Source organism: Subtercola sp. Z020 (genome assembly GCF_002931235.1).
Classification (GTDB): Bacteria; Actinomycetota; Actinomycetes; order Actinomycetales; family Microbacteriaceae; genus Subtercola.
In genome coordinates, this window is sequence record NZ_PSTT01000075.1 from 15,707 (window position 1) to 38,818 (window position 23,112).

Genomic DNA, 23,112 nt, shown 5'->3' on the forward strand with positions numbered 1-23,112 from the left:
AGCTACCGATGACGCAGCAACTGACCGGAGTGAGCCAGATGACCGATCCGAGAGCAGAGTCGACGCCGGGTGGCGCCGGGCCGACCACGATGCGCGCCGCCGTGATCGACGAGACCGGATGCCCCGACGTGCTGCACGTGAGCGAGGTCGCGCTGCCGCTCCGCATCAACGCTGAGGTGCTGGTGAAGGTCGCCGCGGCCGGGGTCAATCCGATCGACGTCAAGACGCGGGCCGGCCGGGGTGTCTCGGCAGCGATCGCCTCGTACCCCTACATTCTGGGGCAGGACTTCAGCGGCACGGTCGTCGAGAGCGCCTACGAGGGCCACCCCCTGAAGGTCGGCGACGAGGTGTACGGGATGCTCAGCGCCCCCCGCGGGCAGGGCTCCTACGCCGAGTACGCCGCCGTTCCCGCCCTGCAGCTCTGCAAGAAGCCCGGCCGGCTCAGCCTCATCGAGGCCGCCGGAGTACCGCTCGCGGCCCTCACGGCGTGGGGCATGGTGGTGGATGTCGCGAAGGCGCACGAGGGCCAGCGCATCCTGATCCATGCCGGGGCCGGCGGGGTCGGTCACTTCGCGGTGCAGTTCGCCGCCTATTTCGGCGCCTACGTGATCGCGACCTCGTCGTCACGCAACGCGAGTTGGCTGCGCGAACTGGGCGCCGCCGAGGTGATCGACTACACCTCGACGCGCTTCGAAGACGTGGTGTCCCGGGTCGACGTGGTCATCGACCTGATCGGCAACGTGCACGACGAGACCGGCACCCGTTCGCTGCAGACCCTCCGCCCGGGCGGACTGATCGTCAATGCGCCGACCGGCAGCTGGCCGACCCTCGTCGACGACGCGGCGGCTCTGGGGCTCCGCGCGACGACCTACAAGGTTTCGCCCGACGCCTCCACGCTGACGATCATCACCCGTCTCATCAACTCGGGCGACATCCATGTGCACATCGACGAGGTCTTCGAACTGGCGGATGCCGCGGAGTCGCACCGCCGCCTCGAGCAGGGGCACACCCGCGGCAAGCTGGTCATCGCCGTGGCCGAGCAGGTCTAGAGGGCGCGTTCCCTGACGAAGTCGCTCTCCTTCTCGCCGCCCACGAAGAACGACTTGGTGCCGACGATGCCGAATCCGCTCTTCTCGTAGAACCTGTTGGCGCGCACGTTCTGGTCGTTCACGCCCAGCCAGATTCCGGATGCTCCCCGGGCGGCCGCCGCGTCGACACTGAGTCGCATCAACTCGGCCGCGATCCCCTGCCCGTGGTGGCCGGCCACGACGTAGCACTTGCTCAGCTCGGCCGTCGGGCGGAGCGTGACGGCCGCCCGCACGTCCGAGTCGGCCGGCTCCCCGAAGTTCACCATGGTGTAGCCCACAGGCAGGCCCTCCGATTCGGCGAGGAACAGCATCCGGTCGGGGTCGTCGAGGTACTCCTGGAACCGGTCGACGGTCAGCGTGGCCGCGAGGTGCTGCTGGATGCCGCCGGCCGTCGTGTGCGCGGGGCAGGCGAGCACGAAGGTGGCGGTGGCGACGAGGGAGAGGCGGGCGGCGTCGTTCGGGCCGGCCTGGCGGTACTCAACGGGCATCCAGCCAGCTTAAACGACGGAAGGGCCTGCCGAAGCAGACCCTTCCGTGTGTGAGACGGGGTAAGGCTAGGCCAACGCGTTCACATCGACCGGGATGCCCGGGCCGAACGTGGTCGAGACGGTGCCCTTAGTGATGTAGCGGCCCTTCGAGGAGGACGGCTTCTGGCGCACGATCTCGTCGAGCGCAGCGGCGACGTTCTCGCGCAGCTGGTCGGGCGAGAAGCTCGCCTTGCCGGCCACGAAGTGCACGTTGGAGTGCTTGTCGACGCGGAACTCGATCTTTCCGCCCTTGATCTCGGTGACAGCCTTCGCCACGTCGGGTGTGACGGTGCCGGTCTTCGGGTTGGGCATGAGGCCACGCGGGCCGAGCACCTTACCGAGACGACCGACCTTGCCCATGAGCTCCGGGGTCGAGACGGCGGAGTCGAACGAGGTGTAGCCGCCGGCCACCTTCTCGATCAGCTCGTCGCCACCGACCTCGTCGGCGCCGGCAGCGATGGCTGCTTCCGCCGCGGGGCCCGTTGCGAACACGATGACGCGGGCGGTCTTGCCGGTGCCGTGCGGCAGGATGACGGTGCCGCGCACCATCTGGTCTGCCTTGCGGGGGTCGACGCCGAGCTTCAGCGCGACCTCGACCGTGCTGTCGAACTTGGCGGAGCCGGTCTCCTTCGCGAGAACAACGGCCTCAGCAGCGGTGTACAGCTTGGTTTCATCGATTTTGGCGGCCGCAGCGCGGTATGCCTTTGACTTCTGTGCCATGAGAGCCTCCTACGCCTCGACCGTGATGCCCATGGAGCGGGCCGTTCCTGCGATGATCAGCGACGCAGCGTCGAGATCGTTGGCGTTGAGGTCGGCCAGTTTGATCTGGGCGATCTCGCGCACCTGCTCCTTGGTGAGCTTCGCGACCTTGACGGTGTGCGGAGTTCCCGAGCCCTTGGCGACGCCGGCTGCCTTCTTGATGAGCTCCGCCGCCGGCGGGGTCTTCAGGATGAAGGTGAACGAGCGGTCTTCGTAGACCGTGATCTCGACGGGGATGACGTTGCCGCGCTGGTCTTCTGTCGCAGCGTTGTACGCCTTGCAGAACTCCATGATGTTCACGCCGTGCTGACCCAGCGCCGGCCCGATGGGCGGTGCGGGGTTGGCGGCGCCGGCCTTGATCTGAAGCTTGATCAGACCTGTGACCTTCTTCTTCGGTGCCATGATTTCTCTTCTCTGTCGTGCCGCCCGAAAGCGGCGCTCCCACCACAGGGCTTCTCCCTGCAGCGGTGGATGCTGCCCGTGGGCAACCTGTCTATGTTACAGCTTGTGGGCTAGAGCTTGGTGACCTGGTCGAAGCTGAGCTCGACCGGCGTCTCGCGCTCGAACAGCGAGACCAGCACCGTGAGCTTGCCGCTCGCCGGCTTGATGTCGCTGATCGTGCCGGGCAGGCCCGCGAACGAGCCGTCTTTGATCGTGACGGTCTCGCCGATCTCGAAGTCGATCTCGGCGGGGATGGCGCGGGTGACGGTCTTGCCGCCCTTGCCTGCGCCGGCCTTGGCGGTCGGGGTCTCGACGATCTCGACGAGGCTCTTCAGCATGTTGAAGGCCTCCTCGAAGCGGAGGGGGGTGGGGTTGTGCGAGTTGCCCACGAAGCCGGTGACGCCCGGCGTGTGGCGCACGACCGACCAGCTGTCTTCGTTCAGGTCCATGCGAACCAGCACGTAGCCGGGGATGCGCACGCGGGTGACCAGCTTGCGCTGGCCGTTCTTGATCTCGACGACGTCTTCCATCGGGACCTCGACCTGGTAGACGTAGTCCTCCATGCCCATCGACGACTTGCGGCTCTCGATGTTCTGCTTGACGCGCTTCTCGAACCCGGCGTAGGAGTGGATGACGTACCACTTGCCCGGCAGGAAGCGAAGCTCGGTGCGGAAGGCCTCGTAGGGGTCTTCGGGAGCCGCTTCGTCGGCGTCGAGCTCGGCCTGCAGCTCGAGGTCGCCCGCGCTGTCGGCCGACACCACGGAATCGGAGACGAAGTCGTCGTCTTCGGCGTCGGTCAGGGCGCCGTCGATCTCCTCTTCGTCTTCGATGGCTTCGAGAGCTGCCTCGGTGTCGTCGGCGTCGTCGGAGGCGAGCGCCTCGTTCACCTCGTTGTCGGCCTCGAGGTCGTCGACCGCAACGGTCTCGCCGTCGCCGTTCTCGTCGATGAAGTGCTCGTCGTTCGTGCCGCCGTCGATGGCGCGCAGCAGGGCATCCAGATCGCTGGGGGACTCGATCTCGATGTTGTCGCCCTCTTGCGCCTCTTCGACCTCGCTCGACTGCTCTTCTGCAGCCCCGAGATCAAGATCGTCACGGTTTGACTTAGACACTGAAATACGTCCCGTTCCTGTTGCTGGTGTGTGTGCGATGAAAGAGGGGGAACTACAGGCCGATGGGGCTGGTTCCCGGATCGCCGAACACGATGACCGCCAGCCAGCTGAACACGAAGTCGAGACCCGAGACGAGCGCCATCATGATGACGACGAAGACGAGCACGACCAGCGTGTAGCTGATCAGTTCTTTGCGGGTCGGTGTGACGACCTTCTTCAGTTCTGCAATGACCTGCCTGATGAACAGCACGATTCGCGAGAACGGGTTGCGCTTGGCAGCCCGATCGCTCTTGGCGCGCTCGACGACAGCCTCGCTGGGTTCGTCGACTATCTTTCGTGCCACCGTCAGTACCTTTCACAAGCGATCGAGGAGAACAGGTGCTCGCCTCGATGTGCAGGGCGGACAGGACTCGAACCTGCAACCTGCGGTTTTGGAGACCGCTGCTCTACCAATTGAGCCACCACCCTATGAGCTGGAAATCTCCCGCTTCTCGTACCCGACACCACCCGGAGGCGATGAAAATGGGCATGAAAAAGTATGGCAGATTTCAACTACCTCAACCCAGTGTAGGTCAGATCATCGACGACCGCAAAGAGACCCGGTCTAGGTTGGAGATCATGAAAGCTGTGACCATCAAGGCCCCGGGTGACGCCTCCGTACTGCACCTCGACGACGTGCCCGAGCCGATCGTGGCGCCCGGCGAGGTTCTGATCGGCGTCGTCGCCGCAGGCGTGAACCGCGCAGACATCAGCCAGCGCGAAGGGAACTACCCGCCGCCCGCCGGGGCCCCGGAGTGGCCGGGGCTCGAGGTCTCCGGCCTGGTGCTGCAGCTCGGCATGGGCGTGACCGCGTTCACCATCGGCGACCGGGTCGCCGCCCTGCTGCCGGGCGGTGGCTACGCAGAGCGGGTGAGCGTGCCGGCCGGGCAGGTGCTGAAGCTGCCACCGAACGTCGAACTCGTCGACGGAGCCGGGCTCATCGAGGTGGCAGCCACGGTGTGGTCGAACGTGTTCCTGCTCGGCGACCTGCGGGCCGGCGAGACGCTCCTGGTGCACGGTGGTTCGAGCGGCATCGGCACGATGGCCATCCAGCTCGCCCGTGCGCGCGGTGCGCACGTGGCGGTCACCGCAGGCTCTGCGGAGAAACTCGCGGCCTGCGCTGCCCTCGGCGCGAGCATCCTGATCGACTACCACACCGAGGATTTCGTCGAGCGGCTGAAGGAGGAGGGCGTGGCCGCGCACGTCATCCTCGATTCGGTCGGCGGTTCGTACCTCGAGCGCAACATCCGCGCACTGGCGACGGATGGGCACATCGTGAACATCGGCAACCTCAGCGGCGAGCCGGCCACCTTCGACTTCGGCCGGTTGATGGCCAAGCGGGGTGCGATCCACGCGACGAGCCTGCGCAGCCGGTCCGCCGCTGCGAAGGCCGCGATCGTCGAGAGCGTGCGCGAGAACGTCTGGCCACTGATCGCCGACGGCAGCATCGTGCCCGTGATCGCCGCCCAGTTCCCGCTCGCCCGGGCATCCGATGCCCACCGGCTGATGGAGGGCTCGACGCACATCGGCAAGATCGTGCTGGTGGTGTGAGCTCCGGATGCCGCGGGCCGAGATGACTCCGAGTGTCGGCGCCGGGCGGCCGGGGTCGATGCCGCCCGTAGTGTGGAAGGCATGACTACGAACCTCGTGCCGAACCCGCACCCGGAACCCGAGACGGTCTCGCCCGACGACTTCAAGGCGGCGTTCCGCAACCACCCCGCGGGCGTCGCGGTGATCACCGCCGATGCGGGCGACGGGCCTGTCGCGCTGACCGCGACCTCGGTGTTCTCGGTGAGTGTTGCGCCGCCGCTGCTGGTGTTCTCGATCTCTGAGCTGTCGTCGAGCACGCCGACCATCCGCCGCGCCGACACGGTCGTGGTGCACCTGCTCGGCGCCGACCAGCTCGACATCGCGAAACTCGGCGCGACGAGCGGCATCGACCGGTTCGCCGACACGAGCATCTGGAAGCGACTGCCCACCGGCGAGCCGTACTTTCCCGCCGCGCACGCCTGGATCCGCGGGCGCATCGTGAACAAGATGGAGGCGGGCGGCTCGACCGTCGTCGCCGTGCAGGCCCTCGAGACGCACGCCCCCGTACCCGGGGCCGACGAGGCCGACGCGGCACAGGCGCATCCGCTGGTGTACCACAACCGCACGTGGCACCGCCTCGACGAGAACTCCAAGATCTCCTGAAGCCGGGCTGCCGTCGGTAGGCTGGCTGCGTGACCGAACGCAGCCGTATCTCGCACCGCATCGCATCCATCGCCGAATCGGCGACCCTCAAGGTCGACTCGAAGGCCAAGGCACTGCAGGCGGCGGGCCGACCGGTCATCAGTTTCGCCGCGGGCGAGCCCGACTTCGCGACGCCCGACTTCATCGTCGAGGCCGCCGTCGCCGCGGCGCGCGACCCCAAGAACCACCGCTACACCCCTGCGGCCGGGCTGCCCGACCTGCGCGAGGCCATCGCGGCGAAGACGCTCCGCGACAGCGGTCTCGAGGTGTCGCCGTCGCAGGTCATCGTCACCAACGGCGGCAAGCAGGCCGTCTACCAGTCGTTCGCCACGCTGCTCGACCCGGGCGACGAGGTTCTCGTGCCGGCCCCCTACTGGACCACGTACCCCGAGGCGATCGCCCTCGCGGGAGGCGTGACCGTCGAGGTCTTCGCGGGCAGCGACCAGGGTTACCTCGTCACGGTCGACCAGCTCGAGGCCGCCCGCACGGAGCGCACCAAGGTGCTGCTCTTCGTCTCACCGTCGAACCCCACGGGCGCGGTGTACTCGCCGGCCGAGACGAAGGCGATCGGCGAATGGGCCGACGAGCACGGCCTCTGGATCATCTCCGACGAGATCTACCAGAACCTCACCTACGACGGTGTCGTGGCCCAGTCGATCGTCGAGGCCGTGCCCGCACTCGCCGACCGCACCATTCTCGTGAACGGTGTGGCGAAGACCTACGCGATGACGGGGTGGCGGGTCGGCTGGATGGTCGGCCCCTCCGACGCGATCAAGGGGGCCGCGAACCTGCAGTCGCACCTCTCGTCGAACGTGTCGAACGTCTCCCAGCGCGCCGCCATCGCCGCCCTCACGGGGCCGCAGGATGCGGTCGCCACGATGCGCGAGGCGTTCGACCGCCGCCGCAGGGCGATCGTGGCCGGGCTGAACGAGATTCCCGGGCTGCACGCTCCGACGCCCGAGGGTGCGTTCTACGTGTACCCCGACGTGACAGGGCTGCTGAACCGCGAGTGGGGCGGCGTGACGCCGACGACCTCGCTCGAGCTGGCCGACCTCATCCTGGAGCAGGCCGAGGTGGCCGTGGTGCCGGGCGAGGCGTTCGGGCCGAGCGGATTCGTCCGCATGTCGTACGCCCTCGGCGACGACGCCCTGGCCGAGGGTGTCGCGCGCCTGCAGCGCCTCTTCGGCGCCTAGACCCTCGGAGTCCGTTCCGCCGCGGTGAAGTCGAGGAAGTGCGGCAGCATGCCGCTGTGGTCCCCTGTCGCCTGGTAGCGGTGGAGGGAATGCGAGATGCGCCTGTTGATCGACGTGTCCTGCGCCAGCAGGCCGAGGTCTTCGGGGAAGCCGATCGCGTCGTTGTAGTAGATGGCGAAGACCCACTGCGCCCGCATGTTGCCGTCGCGGAACGAATGGATGGCGATCAGCTCCGACGAGAATTCCGGCACCAGGTCGAGATAGGCCTCCCTGGTCAGGCCACGCCGGTGCAGCAGGAGCTCGAGTTGCGAGTACTGGATCGATGCCGCCTCGGCGATCTCGGGGCCGGGCAGGTAGGTGTATTTGACCATCGGCGCCGCAGGATCGAAGGGTTCGTAGTCGATCGCATCCGGAGCGAAGCGGATCATCGCCGTCTCGGGGCCGACTCGCTCGACACCGGCCCAGTGGTAGATGTCCTGGAACAGATGGCGGTGGATGGCCTTCATGTGGTCGTAGTCGAGCCGGCCGGGCACCGGCACCCTCCCGATCTCGGCCGCGCGGAGATGCGAGAGCTGCACCTCGACCGTGCGGAGCAGCTCCGCGTCGGTGATGCCCTCCGGATGTCCGGCGTCGGTGATGCGGCTCCTCAGGGTGAAGGTGCCGGGCAGGAGGTAGTCGTCGAAGCCCGCGACGGCGGTGCCCCGTGAGCGGTCGATCGAGAGGCCGTGCAGCGCCGCCACCTCGGCCACCGCGGCGTCGCCGCTGATGCGCGCGTCGGCGACCTCGGAGAGCAGACGCCGGTGTCGACGGTCGCCCAGCTCGGCCCCGACGAAGTTCATCGTCGAGTCGGCGAGATCGATCGAGTACCGGGTGGGATCGTCTCTTTCTGGAACCATGCCCCTGGTCCTTTCTCCGTAGCCCCCTGGCCGGATGTGAAGCGGGCTCAACGATCTCACGGTTCGGGGGCGGGGGCGTCGACGGCGCGAAGGATGGCGCGAAACGGACAGGGACTGTTCCCGGAAGCGCTGGCACGCCACGATGGAGGAATGACTTCTGCTGACACGGCCGTGAGCGTGCGCGACCTCGCAAAGCACTACGGCGCGTTCGCGGCGCTGAAGGGCATCTCGTTCGACATCGCGCGCGGTGAGACGTTCGCCCTGCTCGGCCCCAACGGGGCGGGCAAGAGCACCACCATCGAGATTCTCGAGGGGTACCGCGACCGCTCGTCGGGCGAGGCGACGGTTCTCGGCACCGATCCGCGGCACGGCGGGCTCGCGTGGAAGGCCCGGCTCGGCATCGTGCTGCAGAGCTCGGGCGAGAGCGGCAACGTGACGGTGCGCGAGCAGCTGGTGCAGTTCGCCACCATGTACCCGAACCCCCGCGAGGTCGACGAGGTGATCGCGGCCGTCGGGCTGGCCGAGAAGGCGGGCACGCGCATCAAGAACCTCTCCGGTGGCCAGCGCCGGCGGGTGGATGTCGCGCTCGGCGTGATCGGTCGCCCCGAGTTGCTCTTTCTCGACGAGCCCACTACCGGGTTCGACCCCGAGGCGAGGCGCCAGTTCTGGGAGCTGATCCGCGGACTGAAACGGGATGGCACGACCATCCTGCTCACCACTCACTACCTCGACGAAGCGGCGCAGCTGAGCGACAGGGCCGCAGTCGTCGCCGGCGGCGAGCTGGTCGACATCGGGCCCGTGCACACCCTCGGGCCGGCCGAGGCCCGCATCCCGATCGTTCGCTGGCGGGAGAACGGGGAGGTGCGGCAGGAACGCACGAGCGATCCGGGCCGAACCGTCGCCGAGCTCTTCGCACGGCTCGGCGAGCCGGCCGAGCTCGAGATCGTGCGGCCGAGCCTCGAAGACATCTACCTCGACCTCGTCGGCAGCTACGAGGCGGAGCTGCAGCAGGAGAGGATGAGCGCATGAGCGTCGCGGAACGCACCGCACAGCCCGCTCGCTTCGGACCGGGCCGCACGCTGCGCCTGGGCGCGAGCCGCGTCGCGTACGAGACGCGCATCTACTTCCGCCAGACCGACACCCTCTTCTTCACGTTCCTGTTCCCGGTGATCATGCTGACGATCTTCTCCGTGGCCTTCCAGGGCATGGGGAACGTCGGCACGAACCCCGACGGCTCGGGCGGCATCAGCCAAGCTGCGGCGTACCTGCCGGGGATGATCGCGGCGGGCATCCTGCTCTCAGGCGTGCAGAACCTCGGTGTCGACATCGCGACCGAACGCAGCGACGGCACCCTGAAACGGTTGGGCGGCACACCGCTGCCGGTGCTGTCGTACTTCTTCGGCAAGATGGGGCAGGTCTTCGTGACCAGCGTGCTGCAGATCGGGCTGCTGCTGCTCGTCGCGCGGTTCGCGTTCGGGGTCGAACTGCCGACAGACGGCGGGAGCTGGGCGACGTTCGCCTGGGTCTATGTGCTCGGGATCGCGACCTCAGCCGTGCTGGGCATCGCCATCTCGCGGCTGCCGCGCACGGGCAAGAGTGCGACGGCCGTCATCATTCCGCCGATCCTCATCCTGCAGTTCATCTCGGGGGTGTACCTGCAGTTCTCCCTGCTGCCCGACTGGCTGCAGGCCGTCGCCGGGGTCTTCCCGCTGAAGTGGATGGGCCAGGGCATGCGGGCGGTGTTCCTGCCCGAGTCGTTCGCCACGGTGGAGAGCGGCGGCACGTGGGATCTGGGGGCCGTCGCGATCGCCCTGCTGGTGTGGCTGGTGGCCGGGCTCGTCGTCTGCCGGCTGACGTTCCGCTGGATTCGCCGGGACGGCTAGTCGCCGAAGCCGATGAAGGTGGGCTCGGGGGCGAGCGAGACACCGAACTCGGACTGTACGCGCCACTGCACGAAGCGTGCCAGCTCGGCGATCTGCTCGGCCGTCGCTCCCCCGGTGTTCACCAGCGCGAGCGTGTGCTTGCTCGAGATCGCCGCCCTCGACCCGGGCAGCGCGAACCCGCGGCCGAGGCCGGAGTGCTCGATCAGCCACGCCGCGCTGAGTTTCACCGCGTAGACCTCGGGCGCATCCAGCGTCGCCGGTGTCTCGGTGACCCAGCGCGGCGCCTCGGAGGGAATCGTGCGGGCGAACGACTCGCTCACGATCGGGTTGGTGAAGAACGAGCCGGCGCTGACCGAATCGGGATCGGCGGGGTCGAGCACCATGCCCTTCGATCCGCGGAGCCGCAGCACGGCCTCGCGCACGGCGCCGAGGGCCACACGGTCGCCCTGCTTCACCCCCAGGGCATCGGCGAGCTGGGCGTATTCGATGGGCAGGCCGAGGGCCAGGGCATCCGACCCCGCCCGGTGCAGCCGGAACTCGACGGAGACGACCACGCCGGGTCGAGTGGTCTTCAGGGCCGACGTGCGGTAGCCGAATTCGAGCTCGCGGGCCGTCAGCCACTGCAGCTCACCCGTCTCGGCATCGAGCAGTTCGAGCCCGACGATCACCGCGGCGACCTCCTGGCCGTAGGCGCCGATGTTCTGCACGGGAGAGGCGCCGGTGGAACCCGGGATGCCCGACAGGGCCTCCATGCCGCTCAGCCCGTTCGACACGGTGAACGCGACGAGGTCGTCCCACGGTTCTCCCGCCTGCACACGCAGGCGCACGGTACCCGGAGCGTCGGCCGGCCCGGCTTCGATCAGCTCGACGCCGCGCGAGGCGACGTGCACGACCGTGCCCGCGAACCCGTCGTCGGAGACGAGCACGTTCGAGCCCCCGCCGAGCACCAGCAGGGGCTCCTCGGCGCCCCAGACGGCAAGGCAGGCCTCGACGAGTTCGCGGGCGTCGGAGACGGTGACGAGGCGCTCGGCCGGGCCGCCCACCCGCAGTGTGGTGAGCGGCGCGAGCGCGGCGTGGCCGGGCTGCTCGATCATGCGGAGGCGTGCACCCACACCTGGGCCTTGCCGAGAACGGTCTGGCCGTTGCCGGTCACGGTGAGGTCGATGCGTGCGGTCGCGGCGTCGGCACCGAGCTGGCCGACCTTCGCGACCACGTCGACCGTGGCGCCGGTCTCGGCGTGCACGAACACGGGGCGGGTGAAGCGCACCTGGTAGTCGTCGACGAGGGCGGGGTCGCCGACCCAGTCGAACACGGGCTGCACGGCGAGGCCCATGGTGAGCATCCCGTGCGCCAGCACGCCGTCGAGCCCGACGGAGACGGCGACATCGTCGCGGTAGTGGATCGGGTTGAAGTCACCCGACGCCCCCGCATAGCGCACGAGCGCGTCACGGGTGAGAGTGAAGGAACGCTCGGCGACCACGTCACCGACGCTCAGGGAGGCCAGGTCGAGGCTCATTCGTCGCCCCTCACCACGAGCGTCGAGATGGCGGTCACCACGTGGGCGCCCGTCGCATCCGTGATCGACGACTCGCTGGTGACCATCGAGTGGCCGCCGAGCTGCTTGACGCTCGCCACCGTGAGTGTGGCGGTGAGTTCGTCGCCGGCCACGATCGGGCGGGAGTAGCTGAAGCGCTGCTCACCGTGAACGACCCTCGAGAAGTCGAGGTCGGCGTCGGGGGTGGCGAGCAGCTGCGCGAGCGTGCGCTCCTGCACGACGACGCCGAAGGTGGGAGGGGCGACGAGGTCGTCGTAGCCGGCCGCTCGGGCCGCCTGCACATCGAAGTTCAGCGGGTTCACCGAGAAGACGGCCGCCGAGAACTCGCGGATCTTCTCGCGCCCGACGAGGTAGGGCGGCGTGGGTTCGTACACGCGGCCCTGGAGGTCTGGGTTGACTGGCACGCGTTCCAGTCTACGAGTTGCGGCCTGGGCTCGAACTGACCCCGTAGGAGCCGTCGGAGTTCCAGAACACGACATCTTCGCTCGGATCGGGCGCGGCCTCTCCCGCGGGGGTGGCGCGTAGGCTCGTGATGCGCAGTTCGATGCCCATCGAGGCGAACTCCTGTTTCGTCACGCAGGTGGCGCTCTGGGTGCCGTCGACGTAGACGGCGAGCAGGCAGGGCTGGTCGATACGGTTCTCGACGGCGTAGACGGTGAGCTCGGAGTCGGCGACACCGAGCAGCCGCAGGGACTCGGGCTTGTAGTAGGGGTCGATGTTCTGCGGCGGGATGCTCGGGGCGAGGCTCGGGTCTTCGAAGATCGTGAGGCCCGGCGGTAGGGCGGTGGCGGTGGCTGCCGGGTCGGCGCTAGATGTCGCGGGCGAGCCCGAGGGGTCGACGATGCTGCCGGCGGAACGGCCGAACACGTTCGCGGTGGGGCTCAGTTGCTGGGCGACGGCGATGCCGACCCCGGCGAGCAGCAGGAGCCCTGCGGCGACGGCGGTCCACATCCAGAGCTGGGAGCGCCTGCGCCAGGTCTCGAGGGTGGGGGTCGGGGCCGCGGCGGCGGTGTGGGTCTCAGCGGAGCCGGACGCAGGGGCCTTCACGACGGGTGTGGGTGTGGGTGCTGGGGTAGCAGCGGGGGCGCGGCGGGCGGTCGCCGCGTCGAGGGCCGGGCGGGCATCCACCAGCGCCTTGTCGAGCGCAGCGGCGTCGGAGCGCAACCGACCTTCGAGCGCGACCAGGCGCGCAGCGGACTCGGGCACACACACGACCTCGCCGCTGTCGGCGTCGAGCACCTCGACGAGCGGCTCCGACACGCCCGGGGCGAACGCCCGTTTCTGCAGGGCGACGCGGGCCGCCGCGGGGTCGGGCCGGCCCTCCGGCGTCGGAGTAAGGGGATGCTCACGCCACCACACCGCGTCGAGAATGTCGTGGGGGCCGGTGTAGGCGTCGGTGAGCGCCCGGCGGGCCGTCTCGTCGTCTACCAGCAGGGCATGGAGGGAGAGCGGATCCCCCGGATCTGCTCTGTGCGTCGGCATCGACGGCATGGTGCTCCTCGCTCGGGTCAGCATCCATTCTCCCTCGTGGTGACCGCTTCGGGCGGGGCTTGCGGAGAGCATCGCGCCCGTCAAGCGTCTGTGCCCGACGCGGGACTCGTGCCAGAGTGGAGGTGAACACCAGCTGAGGAGACCCATGTCGAACGTTCCCCCACCGCCGCCACCCTCGGGGGACTACCCCTCGACGCCCGAACCGAAGCCCGACGCGGCCGGCACCCCGGCGTACAGCGCGCCCGGCTACGCCGCCTCCGGCTCGCAGACGCCGGCGAGCGACCGGTTCAACGTGCTGTCGATCGTCTCCCTGGTCTCGGCGTTCTTCATCTCGCTGCTCGCGGTGATCACGGGGCACATCGCCCTCGGCCAGATCAAGCGCACGGGTGAGAAGGGTCGTGGCCTGGCGATCGCCGGCCTGATTCTCGGCTACCTCGGCATCGTGGCGGGCATCATCGCCATCATCGTGGCGATCGTGCTGTTCAGCGTCGCGGGTCGCGAGATCGCGAACGACCCGAACTTCGACCCCGATTTCGGGTCGCAGAGCACCAGCACGCCGTTCGCCACGAGCGACCCGGACTCCAGCGCCGGCGCCTCGGGCGAGCAGACGACGGCGGAGGCGTGCTCGATCCTGCTCGACTCGGTCTCTGACTCGGCGTCGCAGCTGCAGGAGAACTTCAGCCAGTTGCAGAGCGACCCGGCTGCGGCCGTCGCCGCCCTGCAGAAGCTCTCCGGCGACTTCGACAGCGGGCTCAGCCAGATCAGCGACCCCGACGTCTACGCGGCAGGCGACACCGCCAACACTTCGCTGAAGACGATGATCGCCGACATCCAGGCCATCCAGGCCGACCCGACCAGCGGCAGCGACGCCCTCGTCGCCGACGCCCAGGCCGTGCAGCAGGACTTCTCGGCGATCGACACCGTCTGCAGCTGACCCCGGCCGCCGGCCCCGCCCGGCCCGCATCCACGACGCCCTCCCGTTCCCACGAGCGGGTGGGCGTCGTGCGTCAGGCGGCCGAAGCCGGAACGTGGCGTCGCGCGAGGTCGACGACACCGAGTGCCGCTACAGCCCCGGCGACAATGAAAACGATCAGAGCCCAGGGGGGAGCCGAAGTCGCCTCACCGAGCACCATGATCCCGATCGTCACACCGACCAGCGGGTCGATGACGGTCAGTCCGGCCACGACAAGATCTGGTGGTCCGGTCGAATGAGCGACCTGAACCAGATATGACCCGAAACCGGTTGCGAGAATGAGCCCTGCTAGAGCCGCACCGGTCAGCCATCCCCGCTCTGACCAGTCGAACCCGCCCGCGACGACCAGCTCGGCGCGGTCCAGAAGGATCTTTGCGAGGGTCGCCACGAAGCCGAAGAGCACCCCTGCGACGACGATCGGCACGCTGACCGCGATCCTGCGACGAAAAGCGACAGCAGTCACCCCTAGACCGATGAGTATGAGGACAAGCAGCACAAGGACACTCGCGAGCTGCCTGTCGGTCACGATTGTCGACGTGGTGGTTGTGGTTGCGACACCGACGAACACTCCGATACCCCCCACACAGATTGCCACGGCGCGAAGAGTGTGACCGTTCATCCGCGTTCTGGAATGGCGAGCGTGAAGGACTGCGGTGAAGACGAGAGCGACAGCCCCGATCGGCTGCACAACGGTGAGCGGCGCCACTGCGAGGCTGCCGAGTTGCAGGAGAACTGCGAGGGCGAGCAGCAACGTGCCCAGCAACCATGATGATTGCCGGATCAGGGAGCGAAGCGATGGACGCGTTGCGTAGTCGGCCGTTCCAGCGTGCAGGTCACGTGCGACGAGACGCACACCGCGGTTTTGCAGCTGCGTTCCCAGCGCGAGGAAGGCTGATCCCACCACTGCGAGAGGAACTCCTATTGCCTGAAGCGGAGTGAGGGAGAAAAGCGACAATGCTCCGACAGAGGTCAATTCGGCAACGACCAGTGGATCTGCGTCTGGCCGACTTCACCGTGGGCCGGACTGCCGAACCGTTCATAGACCGCACCGACCGCCCCTTTGGCATAGAGCGAGAAGATCGACCCTCCGTGTAGTCCGAAGGGGTCCCAGTACCCGGATGCCCAGAGCGGACTAGACCCCGCGTAGACGACGATGTGTCCGTCTGTCTGGAAGGCTATCCGGTCAGCTCCCCGGCCGTAGGTGCCAGCTTGCCAACTTGCTTTTCCGTCCTTGTAGAGAACGAGATTGCCGTCGGTCTGAAACACGACATGAGTGCGATGGCCAGTGCTCCACAGCTCCCACCCACCGAGAAACCACGTCATGCCGTACGAGGAGTTCCAGTCATACCGATCCCGAAAGGAGTCGGCTTGGGCGGGCTGAGGGGCGGCGAGAACCCCAGCGATCAGAAAGGTGCTGAGCGTCAAAGTGAATGCGACGCGTGGCAAGACTCGGGTCATGTGCAGGAAGCCCTTCGATCGGTGCACTGAGGATTACTCAGATTAGCATCCGATCGAAGGGAATCGGGTAGAGCACAGGCGCGCCGGGTCTATCCCGTGCGTCAGGCGATCCGTCGCAGACGAACCCGGGCGTCAGGCGGCGCGGGTGAGGGTGCCGATGGTGTCGCCGGCGGTGTTCTTGACGATGAGGCTGTCACCGTCGACGGTGGCCGTGCTCAGGGCCGAGAGCCAGGAGTCGACACCGATGCAGGCCATGAGCGTGCTGGTCGTCTCAGAGAAGGTGACGGTGTCGCCCGAGACGACGTAGCTCGACGAGAGGGAGTTGCACCCGTCGTTGCCGGAGACGCTCGAGCCCTGCTCGAAGGTGAGGTGGGGTTTCTGCGGGGCGGTCTCGCCCCAGGTGCCGACGATCGAGGCCGCGGACGAACTCGCGCCGGGGTCGGCGGGGCCGGTGCTGGTGCCCGCCGACGAGGCGCAGCCGCCGAGCACAGATGCCAGGGCGAGCCCCGCCAGAGCGAGCCCTGCAGCGCCGACAACCGAGTGCGAAAAGTGTCTTGTCATGATTCCGGGTCTAATGCACCTCTCTGTGCATACCTTGTGAAGATTCTCAGGAATCGTTATTGTCGTCTGGGTAGCCCGCCTCCGCAGCGGGCTTTTTCTTTGTGGGCCCTCAGGGTTCGCAGATCGACCGGAACCACCAGCAGGGGGAAGCAACTCAATATGCAGCAACACAGGAACCGTCTCGGACGGCCGCTCGCCATTGTGGCAGCGACAGCACTCGGCCTCGGCGGTCTCTTCGCCGCTCCCGCCGCCTTCGCATCCGCACCCACGACCGCCGCGACTCCCGCGCCGGTCAGCGGATCCGCGTACCAGGAGCAGGCCGCAGCGCTGCTCACCGACCCGTCGGTGCAGGCCGTCGGCCGCGACGCTGACGGCAACGTGGTCGTCGTGAAGATCGCCGGCAGCGATTCCGGCAAGCTGAAGGCGTTCGACGCCACCTACGACAACGTCGTGGTGAAGTCGATCGGCGGACCGCTGACCGACTACGCCACCACTGACGTCGTCGGCGGAGCCGGATACTTCTCCCCCGCGAGCGCCACCTCGGGTGCGGCCTGCTCGATCGGGTTCTCGGCCTGGTCGCCGAAGGGCGAGCCTGCCGTACTGAGCGCAGGGCACTGCACCAACGACGGCAAGCTGACCGACACCTACCTCACCCTCCCCTCGACGGACCCCGCCGGCGGCGGCTCGGGCGAGAGCGTCGACGTCGTCGGCGAACTCGGCACCTTCGGGTTCTCGCAGTACGGCGGACCGGGCAACAGCAAGGGCGCCGAGAACAAGGACTCCGTCGACATCTCGGTCATCGACCTGACGAACGACGCCCTGACCACGCTGCCCGAGGTCACCGACTGGACCACGGCCTCGTCAGAGGACCTCTCGAAGTCGACCGTCAAGGTCACCTCGGTCGGCAGCGCAGTCGCCGGCGAGCCCGTCGCGAAGTCGGGCCGCACCACGGGTTACACCGATGGCGTCAACGTCGACATGGTCGACGGCTGGGCCCTCATCGGCGGCCGTCTCGTCTACGGCTTCAGCAGCTCTCTCGTCGCTGCTGAGGGCGACTCCGGCGGAGCGGTCTTCCAGGGCGGCAAGGCCGTCGGCATCCTGAGCGGCGGCCGTCCGGCCGAGGGCGGCGAGCCTGCCTTCCTGTGGGCCTCCGACCTGCCGAACGACCTCGCTCACCTCGACGGCTACACCGTCAAGCTCTCGATCACCGCTCCCACGCTGGTGAACCCGGCTGACGGCGGCAGCGTCGAGCGCGGCGGCACCATCAGCGGTACCGCACCGGTCTCCTCGACCGTGATCGTCACGCCCAAGGGCGGCGACGCATTCGAGGTTCCGACCGACGCCAACGGCGGCTGGAGCTTCCCCGCACCGGTCGACCTCGGTACCTACGACTTCACCGCCCAGGCGAAGGTCGGCTTCAACACCTCGTCGAAGGCCTCGCTCTCGGTCAAGGTCGTTGCGGTTCCGCTGACCGCTCCGGTCATCACCAACCCGGCTGACGGCTCGAAGGTCGTCACCGCCCTCACCGAGGTCACCGGTACCGGCACGCCCGGTGCGAAGATCACCGTCAAGGGTGACGTTCAGGGCACCGACACCGTCGACGCCGCAGGCAACTGGAGCGTCCCGGCCGATCTGAGCTACGGCACGACCTTCTCGATCGAGGTCACGCAGTCGGCCGACGGCCAGACCTCGCCGGTCGCCAGCTCGGTGTTCAGCGTCGTACCGACGCCCGCCGTCATCACCTCGCCGGTGAACGGTTCGACCATCGCCAACGCTGACAAGCCGACCGCTGCGACGGGTACCGGTATCACCGGCGCCACGATCAGCGCGACGATCAACGGCGTTCCCGCCGCGGGAACCACCCGCGTCGTCGACGGCAAGTGGAGCCTCGTGCTCGGCGACGCCGTTCAGGTCGGAGCGAACGACCTCGTCGTGCGCCAGACGATCGACCAGGCCGCGAGCATTGCCGAGATCACCTTCACGGTCGAGGCTGCAGCAGTGACCCCGACCCCCACGCCGACCCCCACCAACGGTGGCGGCTCGGGCGGCGGTAACGGTGGCAACGGCGGCAACGGTTCGGGCTCCGGCTCGGGCAACGACGGCGGCCTGGCCAACACCGGTCTCGACGTCACCGGGTTCGGCGCTCTCGCCGCAATCATGCTGGCGCTCGGTTCCGCGTTCGTCGTGACCCGTCGTCGCAAGATGGGCAACAACGCGTAGCATCTGACGCACACGAAGAGGGGCTGTCGAACCGAGGTTCGGCAGCCCCTCTTTCGCTGCCCGGGCACCGGGCGGGTTCCGGATGCCCGGCGGGGGGTCGCGGTGCCGGGCGCTCTGGCAGGGCCACGTGAGCCCCGCCTCCCGCCCCCAGCGTCGTATTGGCGCAGTAGCGCTCTTTTGGCCCAACCAAAACCCCTCATCTGCCACCTTCATGGGGTACCGTTGATCAACGACCCGAAGGAGTGAAGACGGCCATGACCAGCCCTCTCGACGACGAGACCACGACCACCGCCGAGACCGGCCGGCACAGCCGGGCCGAGGCGCCGCTCGCGGCGAGCGGGATGCGGCAGGCCCTCCCCGCGCGACTCGCACGTGACGGCGTGGTCGCCGTGGTGCGGGCGAAGAGTGTCGACCGACTGGCGCTGCTGATCGAAGCGCTCGTCGCCGGAGGCGTCTCGACCGTCGAACTGACGCTCACGACGCCGGGGCTGATGGGGTCGTTCGGCGAACTCCGCGACCGGTTCGACGGTGTCGCCGACCTCGGTATCGGTACGGTGCAGACCCTCGACGAGGTGCGGCAGGCGGTCGATGCCGGAACCGGCTTCATCGTGACACCGACCATGAACACCGCCGTCGTCGAGCACGCCGTGCGCGCGGGCGTACCGGTGATGCCCGGCGGCCTGACCCCGACGGAGCTCGCCACCGGCTGGAGCCTCGGAGCGGCGGCCGTGAAGCTGTTCCCCGCCTCGACGGTCGGCCCGTCGTACATCGGCCACCTGCACGGCCCCTTTCCCGACATCGACGTTCTGCCCTCGGGCGGGGTGGGGCTGTCGGACATCGGTGACTGGATCCGCGCGGGTGCACCCGCGGTCAGCCTCGGCGGCCCCCTTCTCGGCGACGCACCGGGCGGGGGCGATCTGGCCGCGCTGACCGACAGGGCCAAGCGCGCGATCGGCGAGGTCGAACGCGCACGGGCGGTGACAGCGTGAGCGACGGGAACGGTGGCGAGACCGTCGATGTCACCGGCGCCGTGCTCACCGTCGGTGAGACCATGGCGCTGTTCGGCGCCGACCGCGCCGGCGCCACCAGCCGCGGCGACTCCTACCGCCTGAGCTTCGGCGGTGCGGAGTCGAACGTGGCGACGGGCCTCGCCCGGCTCGGCACCCGCGCCGCCTGGCTGGGCCGGCTCGGCGACGACGACTTCGGCCGGATGATCGCGCGGGAGCTCCGCGCCGAAGGGGTGCTCGACGCCTCCATCGTCGACCCCGGCGCCGCCACCGGAACGATGATGAAGCATCGCCGCACGAACCACCGCCAGAGCGTGCACTACTACCGCGCGAACAGTGCCGGCTCGCGGCTCGATCCCCGCGACATCCCGCCCGCCGCCCTCAGCAGCGCCCGTCACCTGCACCTCACGGGCATCACCCCGGCGCTCTCGGCGACGGCCCGTGCCACCGTGGAGTCGATCGCAGCCGCACCCGACCGCGCCGGGCTCAGCATCGACGTCAACTACCGCGCGAACCTCTGGTCGGCGACGGATGCACGGGAGTGCCTTGCGCCGCTCTTCGCCCACGCCGACCTCGTGTTCGCCGGCCTCGACGAAGCCCACCTCGTGCTCGGCCGCGACGACCTCCCGGCCGACGACGCCGTTCGCGCACTGGTCGACCTCGGGGCCGGCGAGGCCGTGATCAAGCTCGGTGCCGCCGGCGCCGTGGCCCTGGTCGCCGGTGGCGACCCCGTGCACTCGCCCGCGATCGCCATCGACGTCGTCGACAGCGTCGGAGCGGGCGACGCGTTCGTGGCGGGCTACCTCGCCGAGCGCCTGGCCGGCCTCACCGTCGAACAGAGCCTCGTGACCGCGAACGCGTGCGGCGCCTTCGCCTGCCTCTCGGCCGGTGACTGGGAAGGCTACCCGACCCGTTCCGAACTGCGCCTGCTGGCCGACACCGAGGCCGTCACGCGCTGAGGTTCGCCTCGCGCAGGGAGCGCTCGACGGCGCCGACGTGGGCGGCTGCGGCCGCGCTCGCCCGGGCTGGATCCCTGTCGCGGATCGCGTGGTAGATCGACGAGTGGTCGCTGCGGGCGTCGAGCGGGTACGCCGCACTGCGGTACTGACCACCCGACACCCGCAGGCGGAAGGTCGTGCTGTTCAGTGCAGAGCCGAGCGCGCTGAGAGCAGGGTTGCGGGCGGCATCGTTGATGATCTGGTGGAAGCGCAGGTCGAGTTCGGCGTCTTCTTCTGTGCGCTCGGCACCCGGTGCGTCGGGCGTCGTCGACATGGCGTCGAGGCACTGCTGCAGAGCATCCAGTTCCCCCTCGGTGATGCGCACGCAGGCGAGGCTCGCCGCCTCGGCCTCGACGATGCGGCGCAGGGTGAGCAGGTCGAGCAGGGTCGCGATCGGCGAGATCTCGATCATGAACGCCATGCTGTCGAGCAGCGACGCCGGCGCGAGGTCGCGTACGAAGGCGCCGGAGCCGCGCTTGATCTCGATGACGCTCGACTGGGCGAGTGCGCCGAGAGCCTCGCGGATCGTGTTCCGCGAGACCTTCATCTCGGCGGCCAGCTGGCGCTCGGGGGGCAGCCGGTCGCCGCTCTTCAGCCCGCGCTCGGTGATCATCGCCTTGATCCCGGCGACGACGAGCGTCACGGCCGAGCCGGTGTCGAGATTGACTGGATCGGCCATCGCCGCACCTCCTTCTGCCCCGCCGGCCGGCCTCGCGCTGCCTGCGGTCGACGCCAGCTTAGCCGCGCGGGCGGCGGGTGCCGGGCAGCGGGCTCTGGCTGCCCGACACCCGGCACCCGGCTACCCCCTACCGGCTACCGGCTACCGGCCGAGCCACCCGCCGTCGACGGCGAGGATCGTGCCCGACACGTAGGCCGCAGCGGGGCTGGCAAGGAAGACGGCCGCCCCGGCGATGTCGGCCGCCTCACCCCAGCGCCCCGCGGGGATGCGGGCGAGGATGTCGCGGGAGCGCTGCGGGTCGTCGCGGAGCGCCGTGGTGTTGTCGGTGGCGATGTAGCCGGGAGCGATGGCGTTCACGGTGACTCCCGAGGCGGTCCATTCGTTCGCCAGTGCACGGGTGAGGCCCGCGATCCCCGACTTCGCCGCGGCGTAGCCCGGCACCGTGATGCCGCCCTGGAAGCTCAGCAGGGAAGCGATGAAGACGATGCGCCCGCTGCCGCGCTGCAGCATCTGCGCGCCGACCTGCTGGGTCAGCACGAACTGGCTGCTCAGGTCGATCTCGAGGATGCGGTCCCACTCCGAGAGTGGATGCTCGGCTGCCGGCGAGCGCGAGATGTCCCCCGCGGCGTTCACCAGGATGTCAATGGGGCGTTCGGTGATCGTGCCGGCGAACCGGGCCACGGCCTCGCGGTCGGAGAAGTCGACCGAGTACCCCTCGAAGCTCCGGCCGAGCGCCGTCACGGCCGCTCCGACCGCGCTGCCCTCCGTCTCGAGGTGGGCGCTGACGCCGATGATGTCGGCACCCGCGCGGGCGAGCTCCTCGGCGATCGCCCGGCCGATGCCCCGCCGGGCGCCGGTGACGAGGGCCCGCTGGCCGCTGAGGTCGATGGTGATGCTCATGCGCCGGCCTCGGCGTTCTCTGCGTTCTCTGCGTCGTCTGCGTTCTCGGCGGAGGACACGTCGACGAGCAGCTTCATGCCCGTGCCGCCGGCGAGCGCCTCGAAAGCACTCGCGACGTCGGCGAGTTCGAAGACCTGCGTGATCAGCAGCCCGGTCGGGATCTCGCCCGCGGTCAGCAGCTCGAGCGCGCGTTCGAAGTCGGTGCGCTGGTAGACGCGGGCGCCGAGGATGCGGAGTTCGCGCCAGAAGACCCTGTGCAGGTCGAGCGGGCGGGGCTGCGGGTGGATCGCCACGATGACCACGGTGCCGCGCACCTTGGCGTAGGAGGTGGCGGTCGCCGCGCCAGCGGCCGAGCCCGAGACCTCGAAGACCACGTCGGCACCGGCGCCGCCGGTCTTCGCGGTGATCTCCTCGACGAGGTCGGAACGCGCAGCGTCGAGGGTGTCGAAGCCGAGCTCCTCGACCTGGCGCCGGCGCTCCGCGTCGAGCTCGATGACGGTGACGTGGGCACCCTCGGTGCGGGCGACGAGCGAGATCAGCGTGCCGATCGGGCCGGCACCGATCACGACGACGCTGTCGCCGGCTCCGAGACCCGACCGGCGCACGTCGTGCACGGCCACGGCGACGGGCTCGGTGAGTGCGGCATCCTGCAGCCCGAGGCCGGCGGGGAGGGGGATGACGGCGCCGGCGGGCACATTCCAGCGCTGCTGCAGCGCGCCGGAGGTGTCGACGCCGATGAAGTCGAGGTTCTGGCAGATGTGCGTGTTGCCGGCGAGGCAGGCGGGGCAGGTGCCGTCCCACGAGAGGGGCATCACGGTCACTTGGTCACCGACAGCGACGTCGGAGACGCCGGAACCGAGCGCGACCACGACTCCCGACATCTCGTGGCCAAGAACCGCCGGGGCGGAGACGCGACCGGCCATGTCTCCGTGATAGACGTGCAGGTCGGTGCCGCAGAGCCCGACGAAGGCGACAGCGATCTGCACCTCGCCCTCTGCCGGCGGAACGGGCCGGTACTCGGTGGTGGCGACGGTGCGGGGGCCTTCGTAGGTGGCGGACAGCACGGGGGTACTCCTTCTCGATGGGGCCAGAACGGCTGGCGG

The 23,112-nt window shown here is 69.0% G+C and carries 26 protein-coding genes and 1 tRNA gene; 10 read left to right on the top strand and 17 right to left on the bottom strand.

Annotation, left to right across the window (positions count from 1 at the left end; all coding sequences use genetic code 11):
* Positions 1-38 precede the first annotated feature (38 nt).
* On the top strand, positions 39-1,049 hold the full coding sequence (locus C5B96_RS10210) for an NADP-dependent oxidoreductase (protein WP_369826463.1): 1,011 nt from the start codon (positions 39-41) through the stop codon (positions 1,047-1,049).
* On the opposite strand, the gene C5B96_RS10215 is transcribed toward C5B96_RS10210, so the two are convergent.
* From C5B96_RS10215 to C5B96_RS10240, 6 genes are all read right to left on the bottom strand, one after another.
* Positions 1,046-1,576 (bottom strand): GNAT family N-acetyltransferase, encoded by a 531-nt coding sequence (locus tag C5B96_RS10215; protein ID WP_104245269.1) that lies wholly within the window; start codon positions 1,574-1,576, stop codon positions 1,046-1,048. The genes C5B96_RS10210 and C5B96_RS10215 overlap by 4 nt on opposite strands.
* 66 nt (positions 1,577-1,642) lie before the next feature.
* Positions 1,643-2,335, bottom strand: coding sequence for a 50S ribosomal protein L1 (gene rplA, locus C5B96_RS10220; RefSeq protein WP_104245270.1), 693 nt, complete (start codon positions 2,333-2,335; stop codon positions 1,643-1,645).
* A 9-nt stretch (positions 2,336-2,344) separates the two neighbouring features.
* Positions 2,345-2,776, bottom strand: a complete 432-nt coding sequence (rplK, locus tag C5B96_RS10225; protein ID WP_104245271.1) for a 50S ribosomal protein L11 — start codon at positions 2,774-2,776, stop codon at positions 2,345-2,347.
* Between the two features lie 110 nt (positions 2,777-2,886).
* A complete protein-coding gene (nusG, locus tag C5B96_RS10230) occupies positions 2,887-3,924 on the bottom strand; it encodes a transcription termination/antitermination protein NusG (RefSeq protein ID WP_104245272.1) in 1,038 nt (345 codons plus the stop codon).
* Between the two features lie 52 nt (positions 3,925-3,976).
* On the bottom strand, positions 3,977-4,267 hold the full coding sequence (secE, locus tag C5B96_RS10235) for a preprotein translocase subunit SecE (protein WP_104245273.1): 291 nt from the start codon (positions 4,265-4,267) through the stop codon (positions 3,977-3,979).
* 52 nt (positions 4,268-4,319) lie between these two features.
* Positions 4,320-4,392 (bottom strand) — tRNA-Trp (locus C5B96_RS10240).
* 150 nt (positions 4,393-4,542) lie between these two features.
* On the opposite strand from C5B96_RS10240, the gene C5B96_RS10245 reads away from it, so the two are divergent.
* From C5B96_RS10245 to C5B96_RS10255, 3 genes are all read left to right on the top strand, one after another.
* On the top strand, positions 4,543-5,514 hold the full coding sequence (locus C5B96_RS10245) for an NAD(P)H-quinone oxidoreductase (RefSeq protein WP_158507163.1): 972 nt from the start codon (positions 4,543-4,545) through the stop codon (positions 5,512-5,514).
* Positions 5,515-5,595: 81 nt separating this feature from the next.
* Entirely contained in the window at positions 5,596-6,156 is a 561-nt protein-coding gene (locus tag C5B96_RS10250) for a flavin reductase family protein (RefSeq protein ID WP_104245275.1), read from the top strand.
* A gap of 29 nt (positions 6,157-6,185) precedes the next feature.
* Entirely contained in the window at positions 6,186-7,388 is a 1,203-nt protein-coding gene (locus C5B96_RS10255; RefSeq protein WP_104245276.1) for a pyridoxal phosphate-dependent aminotransferase, read from the top strand.
* On the opposite strand, the gene C5B96_RS10260 is transcribed toward C5B96_RS10255, so the two are convergent.
* A complete protein-coding gene (locus tag C5B96_RS10260) occupies positions 7,385-8,284 on the bottom strand; it encodes a Fic family protein (RefSeq protein WP_104245277.1) in 900 nt (299 codons plus the stop codon). The genes C5B96_RS10255 and C5B96_RS10260 overlap by 4 nt on opposite strands.
* Positions 8,285-8,434: 150 nt before the next feature.
* On the opposite strand from C5B96_RS10260, the gene C5B96_RS10265 reads away from it, so the two are divergent.
* Complete coding sequence (locus C5B96_RS10265; RefSeq protein ID WP_104245278.1) at positions 8,435-9,313, top strand: ABC transporter ATP-binding protein; 879 nt, start codon at positions 8,435-8,437, stop codon at positions 9,311-9,313.
* Positions 9,310-10,167 carry an ABC transporter permease gene (locus C5B96_RS10270; RefSeq protein WP_104245279.1) on the top strand — a complete coding sequence of 286 codons (858 nt, stop codon included), beginning with the start codon at positions 9,310-9,312 and terminating at the stop codon, positions 10,165-10,167. Before C5B96_RS10265 ends, C5B96_RS10270 begins: the two co-directional genes overlap by 4 nt.
* Here the strand turns inward: C5B96_RS10270 and C5B96_RS10275 are convergent.
* The 4 genes from C5B96_RS10275 to C5B96_RS10290 are packed head-to-tail and all read right to left on the bottom strand — an operon-like array spanning position 10,164 to position 13,204.
* Positions 10,164-11,261 (bottom strand): UDP-N-acetylmuramate dehydrogenase, encoded by a 1,098-nt coding sequence (locus tag C5B96_RS10275; RefSeq protein ID WP_104245301.1) that lies wholly within the window; start codon positions 11,259-11,261, stop codon positions 10,164-10,166. The two genes, C5B96_RS10270 and C5B96_RS10275, sit on opposite strands and share 4 nt — an antisense overlap.
* On the bottom strand, positions 11,258-11,683 hold the full coding sequence (locus C5B96_RS10280; RefSeq protein WP_104245280.1) for a MaoC family dehydratase: 426 nt from the start codon (positions 11,681-11,683) through the stop codon (positions 11,258-11,260). The genes C5B96_RS10275 and C5B96_RS10280 overlap by 4 nt, the downstream gene beginning before the upstream one ends.
* Positions 11,680-12,126, bottom strand: coding sequence for a MaoC family dehydratase N-terminal domain-containing protein (locus tag C5B96_RS10285; RefSeq protein ID WP_199176620.1), 447 nt, complete (start codon positions 12,124-12,126; stop codon positions 11,680-11,682). The genes C5B96_RS10280 and C5B96_RS10285 overlap by 4 nt, the downstream gene beginning before the upstream one ends.
* A gap of 10 nt (positions 12,127-12,136) precedes the next feature.
* Positions 12,137-13,204: a hypothetical protein gene (locus C5B96_RS10290; protein WP_146078148.1), complete on the bottom strand. Its 1,068-nt coding sequence runs from the start codon at positions 13,202-13,204 to the stop codon at positions 12,137-12,139.
* Positions 13,205-13,358: 154 nt separating this feature from the next.
* On the opposite strand from C5B96_RS10290, the gene C5B96_RS10295 reads away from it, so the two are divergent.
* Complete coding sequence (locus C5B96_RS10295) at positions 13,359-14,147, top strand: DUF4190 domain-containing protein (protein WP_104245283.1); 789 nt, start codon at positions 13,359-13,361, stop codon at positions 14,145-14,147.
* Between the two features lie 73 nt (positions 14,148-14,220).
* Here the strand turns inward: C5B96_RS10295 and C5B96_RS17150 are convergent, their stop codons facing one another.
* From C5B96_RS17150 to C5B96_RS10310, 3 genes are all read right to left on the bottom strand, one after another.
* Positions 14,221-15,159: a DMT family transporter gene (locus C5B96_RS17150; protein WP_233189120.1), complete on the bottom strand. Its 939-nt coding sequence runs from the start codon at positions 15,157-15,159 to the stop codon at positions 14,221-14,223.
* Positions 15,156-15,644: a hypothetical protein gene (locus C5B96_RS10305; RefSeq protein WP_104245285.1), complete on the bottom strand. Its 489-nt coding sequence runs from the start codon at positions 15,642-15,644 to the stop codon at positions 15,156-15,158. The genes C5B96_RS17150 and C5B96_RS10305 overlap by 4 nt, the downstream gene beginning before the upstream one ends.
* A 132-nt stretch (positions 15,645-15,776) precedes the next feature.
* Positions 15,777-16,205 carry an META domain-containing protein gene (locus C5B96_RS10310; protein WP_104245286.1) on the bottom strand — a complete coding sequence of 143 codons (429 nt, stop codon included), beginning with the start codon at positions 16,203-16,205 and terminating at the stop codon, positions 15,777-15,779.
* A 159-nt stretch (positions 16,206-16,364) separates the two neighbouring features.
* Between C5B96_RS10310 and C5B96_RS10315 the strand changes: the two genes are divergently transcribed.
* The 3 genes from C5B96_RS10315 to C5B96_RS10325 all read left to right on the top strand — a co-directional run bounded on the left by C5B96_RS10315 (position 16,365) and on the right by C5B96_RS10325 (position 20,391).
* Entirely contained in the window at positions 16,365-18,425 is a 2,061-nt protein-coding gene (locus C5B96_RS10315) for a S1 family peptidase (protein WP_146078150.1), read from the top strand.
* Positions 18,426-18,679: 254 nt separating this feature from the next.
* Positions 18,680-19,414 (top strand): bifunctional 4-hydroxy-2-oxoglutarate aldolase/2-dehydro-3-deoxy-phosphogluconate aldolase, encoded by a 735-nt coding sequence (locus C5B96_RS10320; RefSeq protein WP_233189121.1) that lies wholly within the window; start codon positions 18,680-18,682, stop codon positions 19,412-19,414.
* Complete coding sequence (locus C5B96_RS10325) at positions 19,411-20,391, top strand: sugar kinase (protein WP_233189122.1); 981 nt, start codon at positions 19,411-19,413, stop codon at positions 20,389-20,391. The genes C5B96_RS10320 and C5B96_RS10325 overlap by 4 nt, the downstream gene beginning before the upstream one ends.
* On the opposite strand, the gene C5B96_RS10330 is transcribed toward C5B96_RS10325, so the two are convergent.
* The 3 genes from C5B96_RS10330 to C5B96_RS10340 all read right to left on the bottom strand — a co-directional run bounded on the left by C5B96_RS10330 (position 20,381) and on the right by C5B96_RS10340 (position 23,073).
* On the bottom strand, positions 20,381-21,109 hold the full coding sequence (locus C5B96_RS10330) for a FadR/GntR family transcriptional regulator (protein ID WP_104245288.1): 729 nt from the start codon (positions 21,107-21,109) through the stop codon (positions 20,381-20,383). The genes C5B96_RS10325 and C5B96_RS10330 overlap by 11 nt on opposite strands.
* 141 nt (positions 21,110-21,250) lie before the next feature.
* Positions 21,251-22,009 carry an SDR family oxidoreductase gene (locus tag C5B96_RS10335; protein WP_104245289.1) on the bottom strand — a complete coding sequence of 253 codons (759 nt, stop codon included), beginning with the start codon at positions 22,007-22,009 and terminating at the stop codon, positions 21,251-21,253.
* Positions 22,006-23,073 (bottom strand): zinc-binding dehydrogenase, encoded by a 1,068-nt coding sequence (locus C5B96_RS10340; RefSeq protein ID WP_104245290.1) that lies wholly within the window; start codon positions 23,071-23,073, stop codon positions 22,006-22,008. Before C5B96_RS10340 ends, C5B96_RS10335 begins: the two co-directional genes overlap by 4 nt.
* Positions 23,074-23,112 lie beyond the last annotated feature (39 nt).

Excerpts from the sequence above, each read along its gene's own strand:
- C5B96_RS10250 (WP_104245275.1), top strand. The coding sequence starts at position 5,596 with ATGACTACGAACCTCGTGCCGAACCCGCACCCGGAACCCGAGACGGTC.
- C5B96_RS10290 (WP_146078148.1), bottom strand. The coding sequence starts at position 13,204 with ATGCCGACGCACAGAGCAGATCCGGGGGATCCGCTCTCCCTCCATGCC.
- C5B96_RS10215 (WP_104245269.1), bottom strand. The coding sequence starts at position 1,576 with ATGCCCGTTGAGTACCGCCAGGCCGGCCCGAACGACGCCGCCCGCCTC.
- C5B96_RS10320 (WP_233189121.1), top strand. The coding sequence starts at position 18,680 with ATGACCAGCCCTCTCGACGACGAGACCACGACCACCGCCGAGACCGGC.
- C5B96_RS10265 (WP_104245278.1), top strand. The coding sequence starts at position 8,435 with ATGACTTCTGCTGACACGGCCGTGAGCGTGCGCGACCTCGCAAAGCAC.
- C5B96_RS10260 (WP_104245277.1), bottom strand. The coding sequence starts at position 8,284 with ATGGTTCCAGAAAGAGACGATCCCACCCGGTACTCGATCGATCTCGCC.
- C5B96_RS10295 (WP_104245283.1), top strand. The coding sequence starts at position 13,359 with ATGTCGAACGTTCCCCCACCGCCGCCACCCTCGGGGGACTACCCCTCG.
- C5B96_RS10245 (WP_158507163.1), top strand. The coding sequence starts at position 4,543 with ATGAAAGCTGTGACCATCAAGGCCCCGGGTGACGCCTCCGTACTGCAC.
- rplK (WP_104245271.1), bottom strand. The coding sequence starts at position 2,776 with ATGGCACCGAAGAAGAAGGTCACAGGTCTGATCAAGCTTCAGATCAAG.
- C5B96_RS10315 (WP_146078150.1), top strand. The coding sequence starts at position 16,365 with ATGCAGCAACACAGGAACCGTCTCGGACGGCCGCTCGCCATTGTGGCA.
- C5B96_RS10270 (WP_104245279.1), top strand. The coding sequence starts at position 9,310 with ATGAGCGTCGCGGAACGCACCGCACAGCCCGCTCGCTTCGGACCGGGC.
- C5B96_RS10305 (WP_104245285.1), bottom strand. The coding sequence starts at position 15,644 with ATGACCCGAGTCTTGCCACGCGTCGCATTCACTTTGACGCTCAGCACC.
- rplA (WP_104245270.1), bottom strand. The coding sequence starts at position 2,335 with ATGGCACAGAAGTCAAAGGCATACCGCGCTGCGGCCGCCAAAATCGAT.
- C5B96_RS10210 (WP_369826463.1), top strand. The coding sequence starts at position 39 with ATGACCGATCCGAGAGCAGAGTCGACGCCGGGTGGCGCCGGGCCGACC.
- C5B96_RS10335 (WP_104245289.1), bottom strand. The coding sequence starts at position 22,009 with ATGAGCATCACCATCGACCTCAGCGGCCAGCGGGCCCTCGTCACCGGC.
- C5B96_RS10280 (WP_104245280.1), bottom strand. The coding sequence starts at position 11,683 with ATGAGCCTCGACCTGGCCTCCCTGAGCGTCGGTGACGTGGTCGCCGAG.
- C5B96_RS10275 (WP_104245301.1), bottom strand. The coding sequence starts at position 11,261 with ATGATCGAGCAGCCCGGCCACGCCGCGCTCGCGCCGCTCACCACACTG.
- C5B96_RS10330 (WP_104245288.1), bottom strand. The coding sequence starts at position 21,109 with ATGGCCGATCCAGTCAATCTCGACACCGGCTCGGCCGTGACGCTCGTC.
- C5B96_RS10310 (WP_104245286.1), bottom strand. The coding sequence starts at position 16,205 with ATGACAAGACACTTTTCGCACTCGGTTGTCGGCGCTGCAGGGCTCGCT.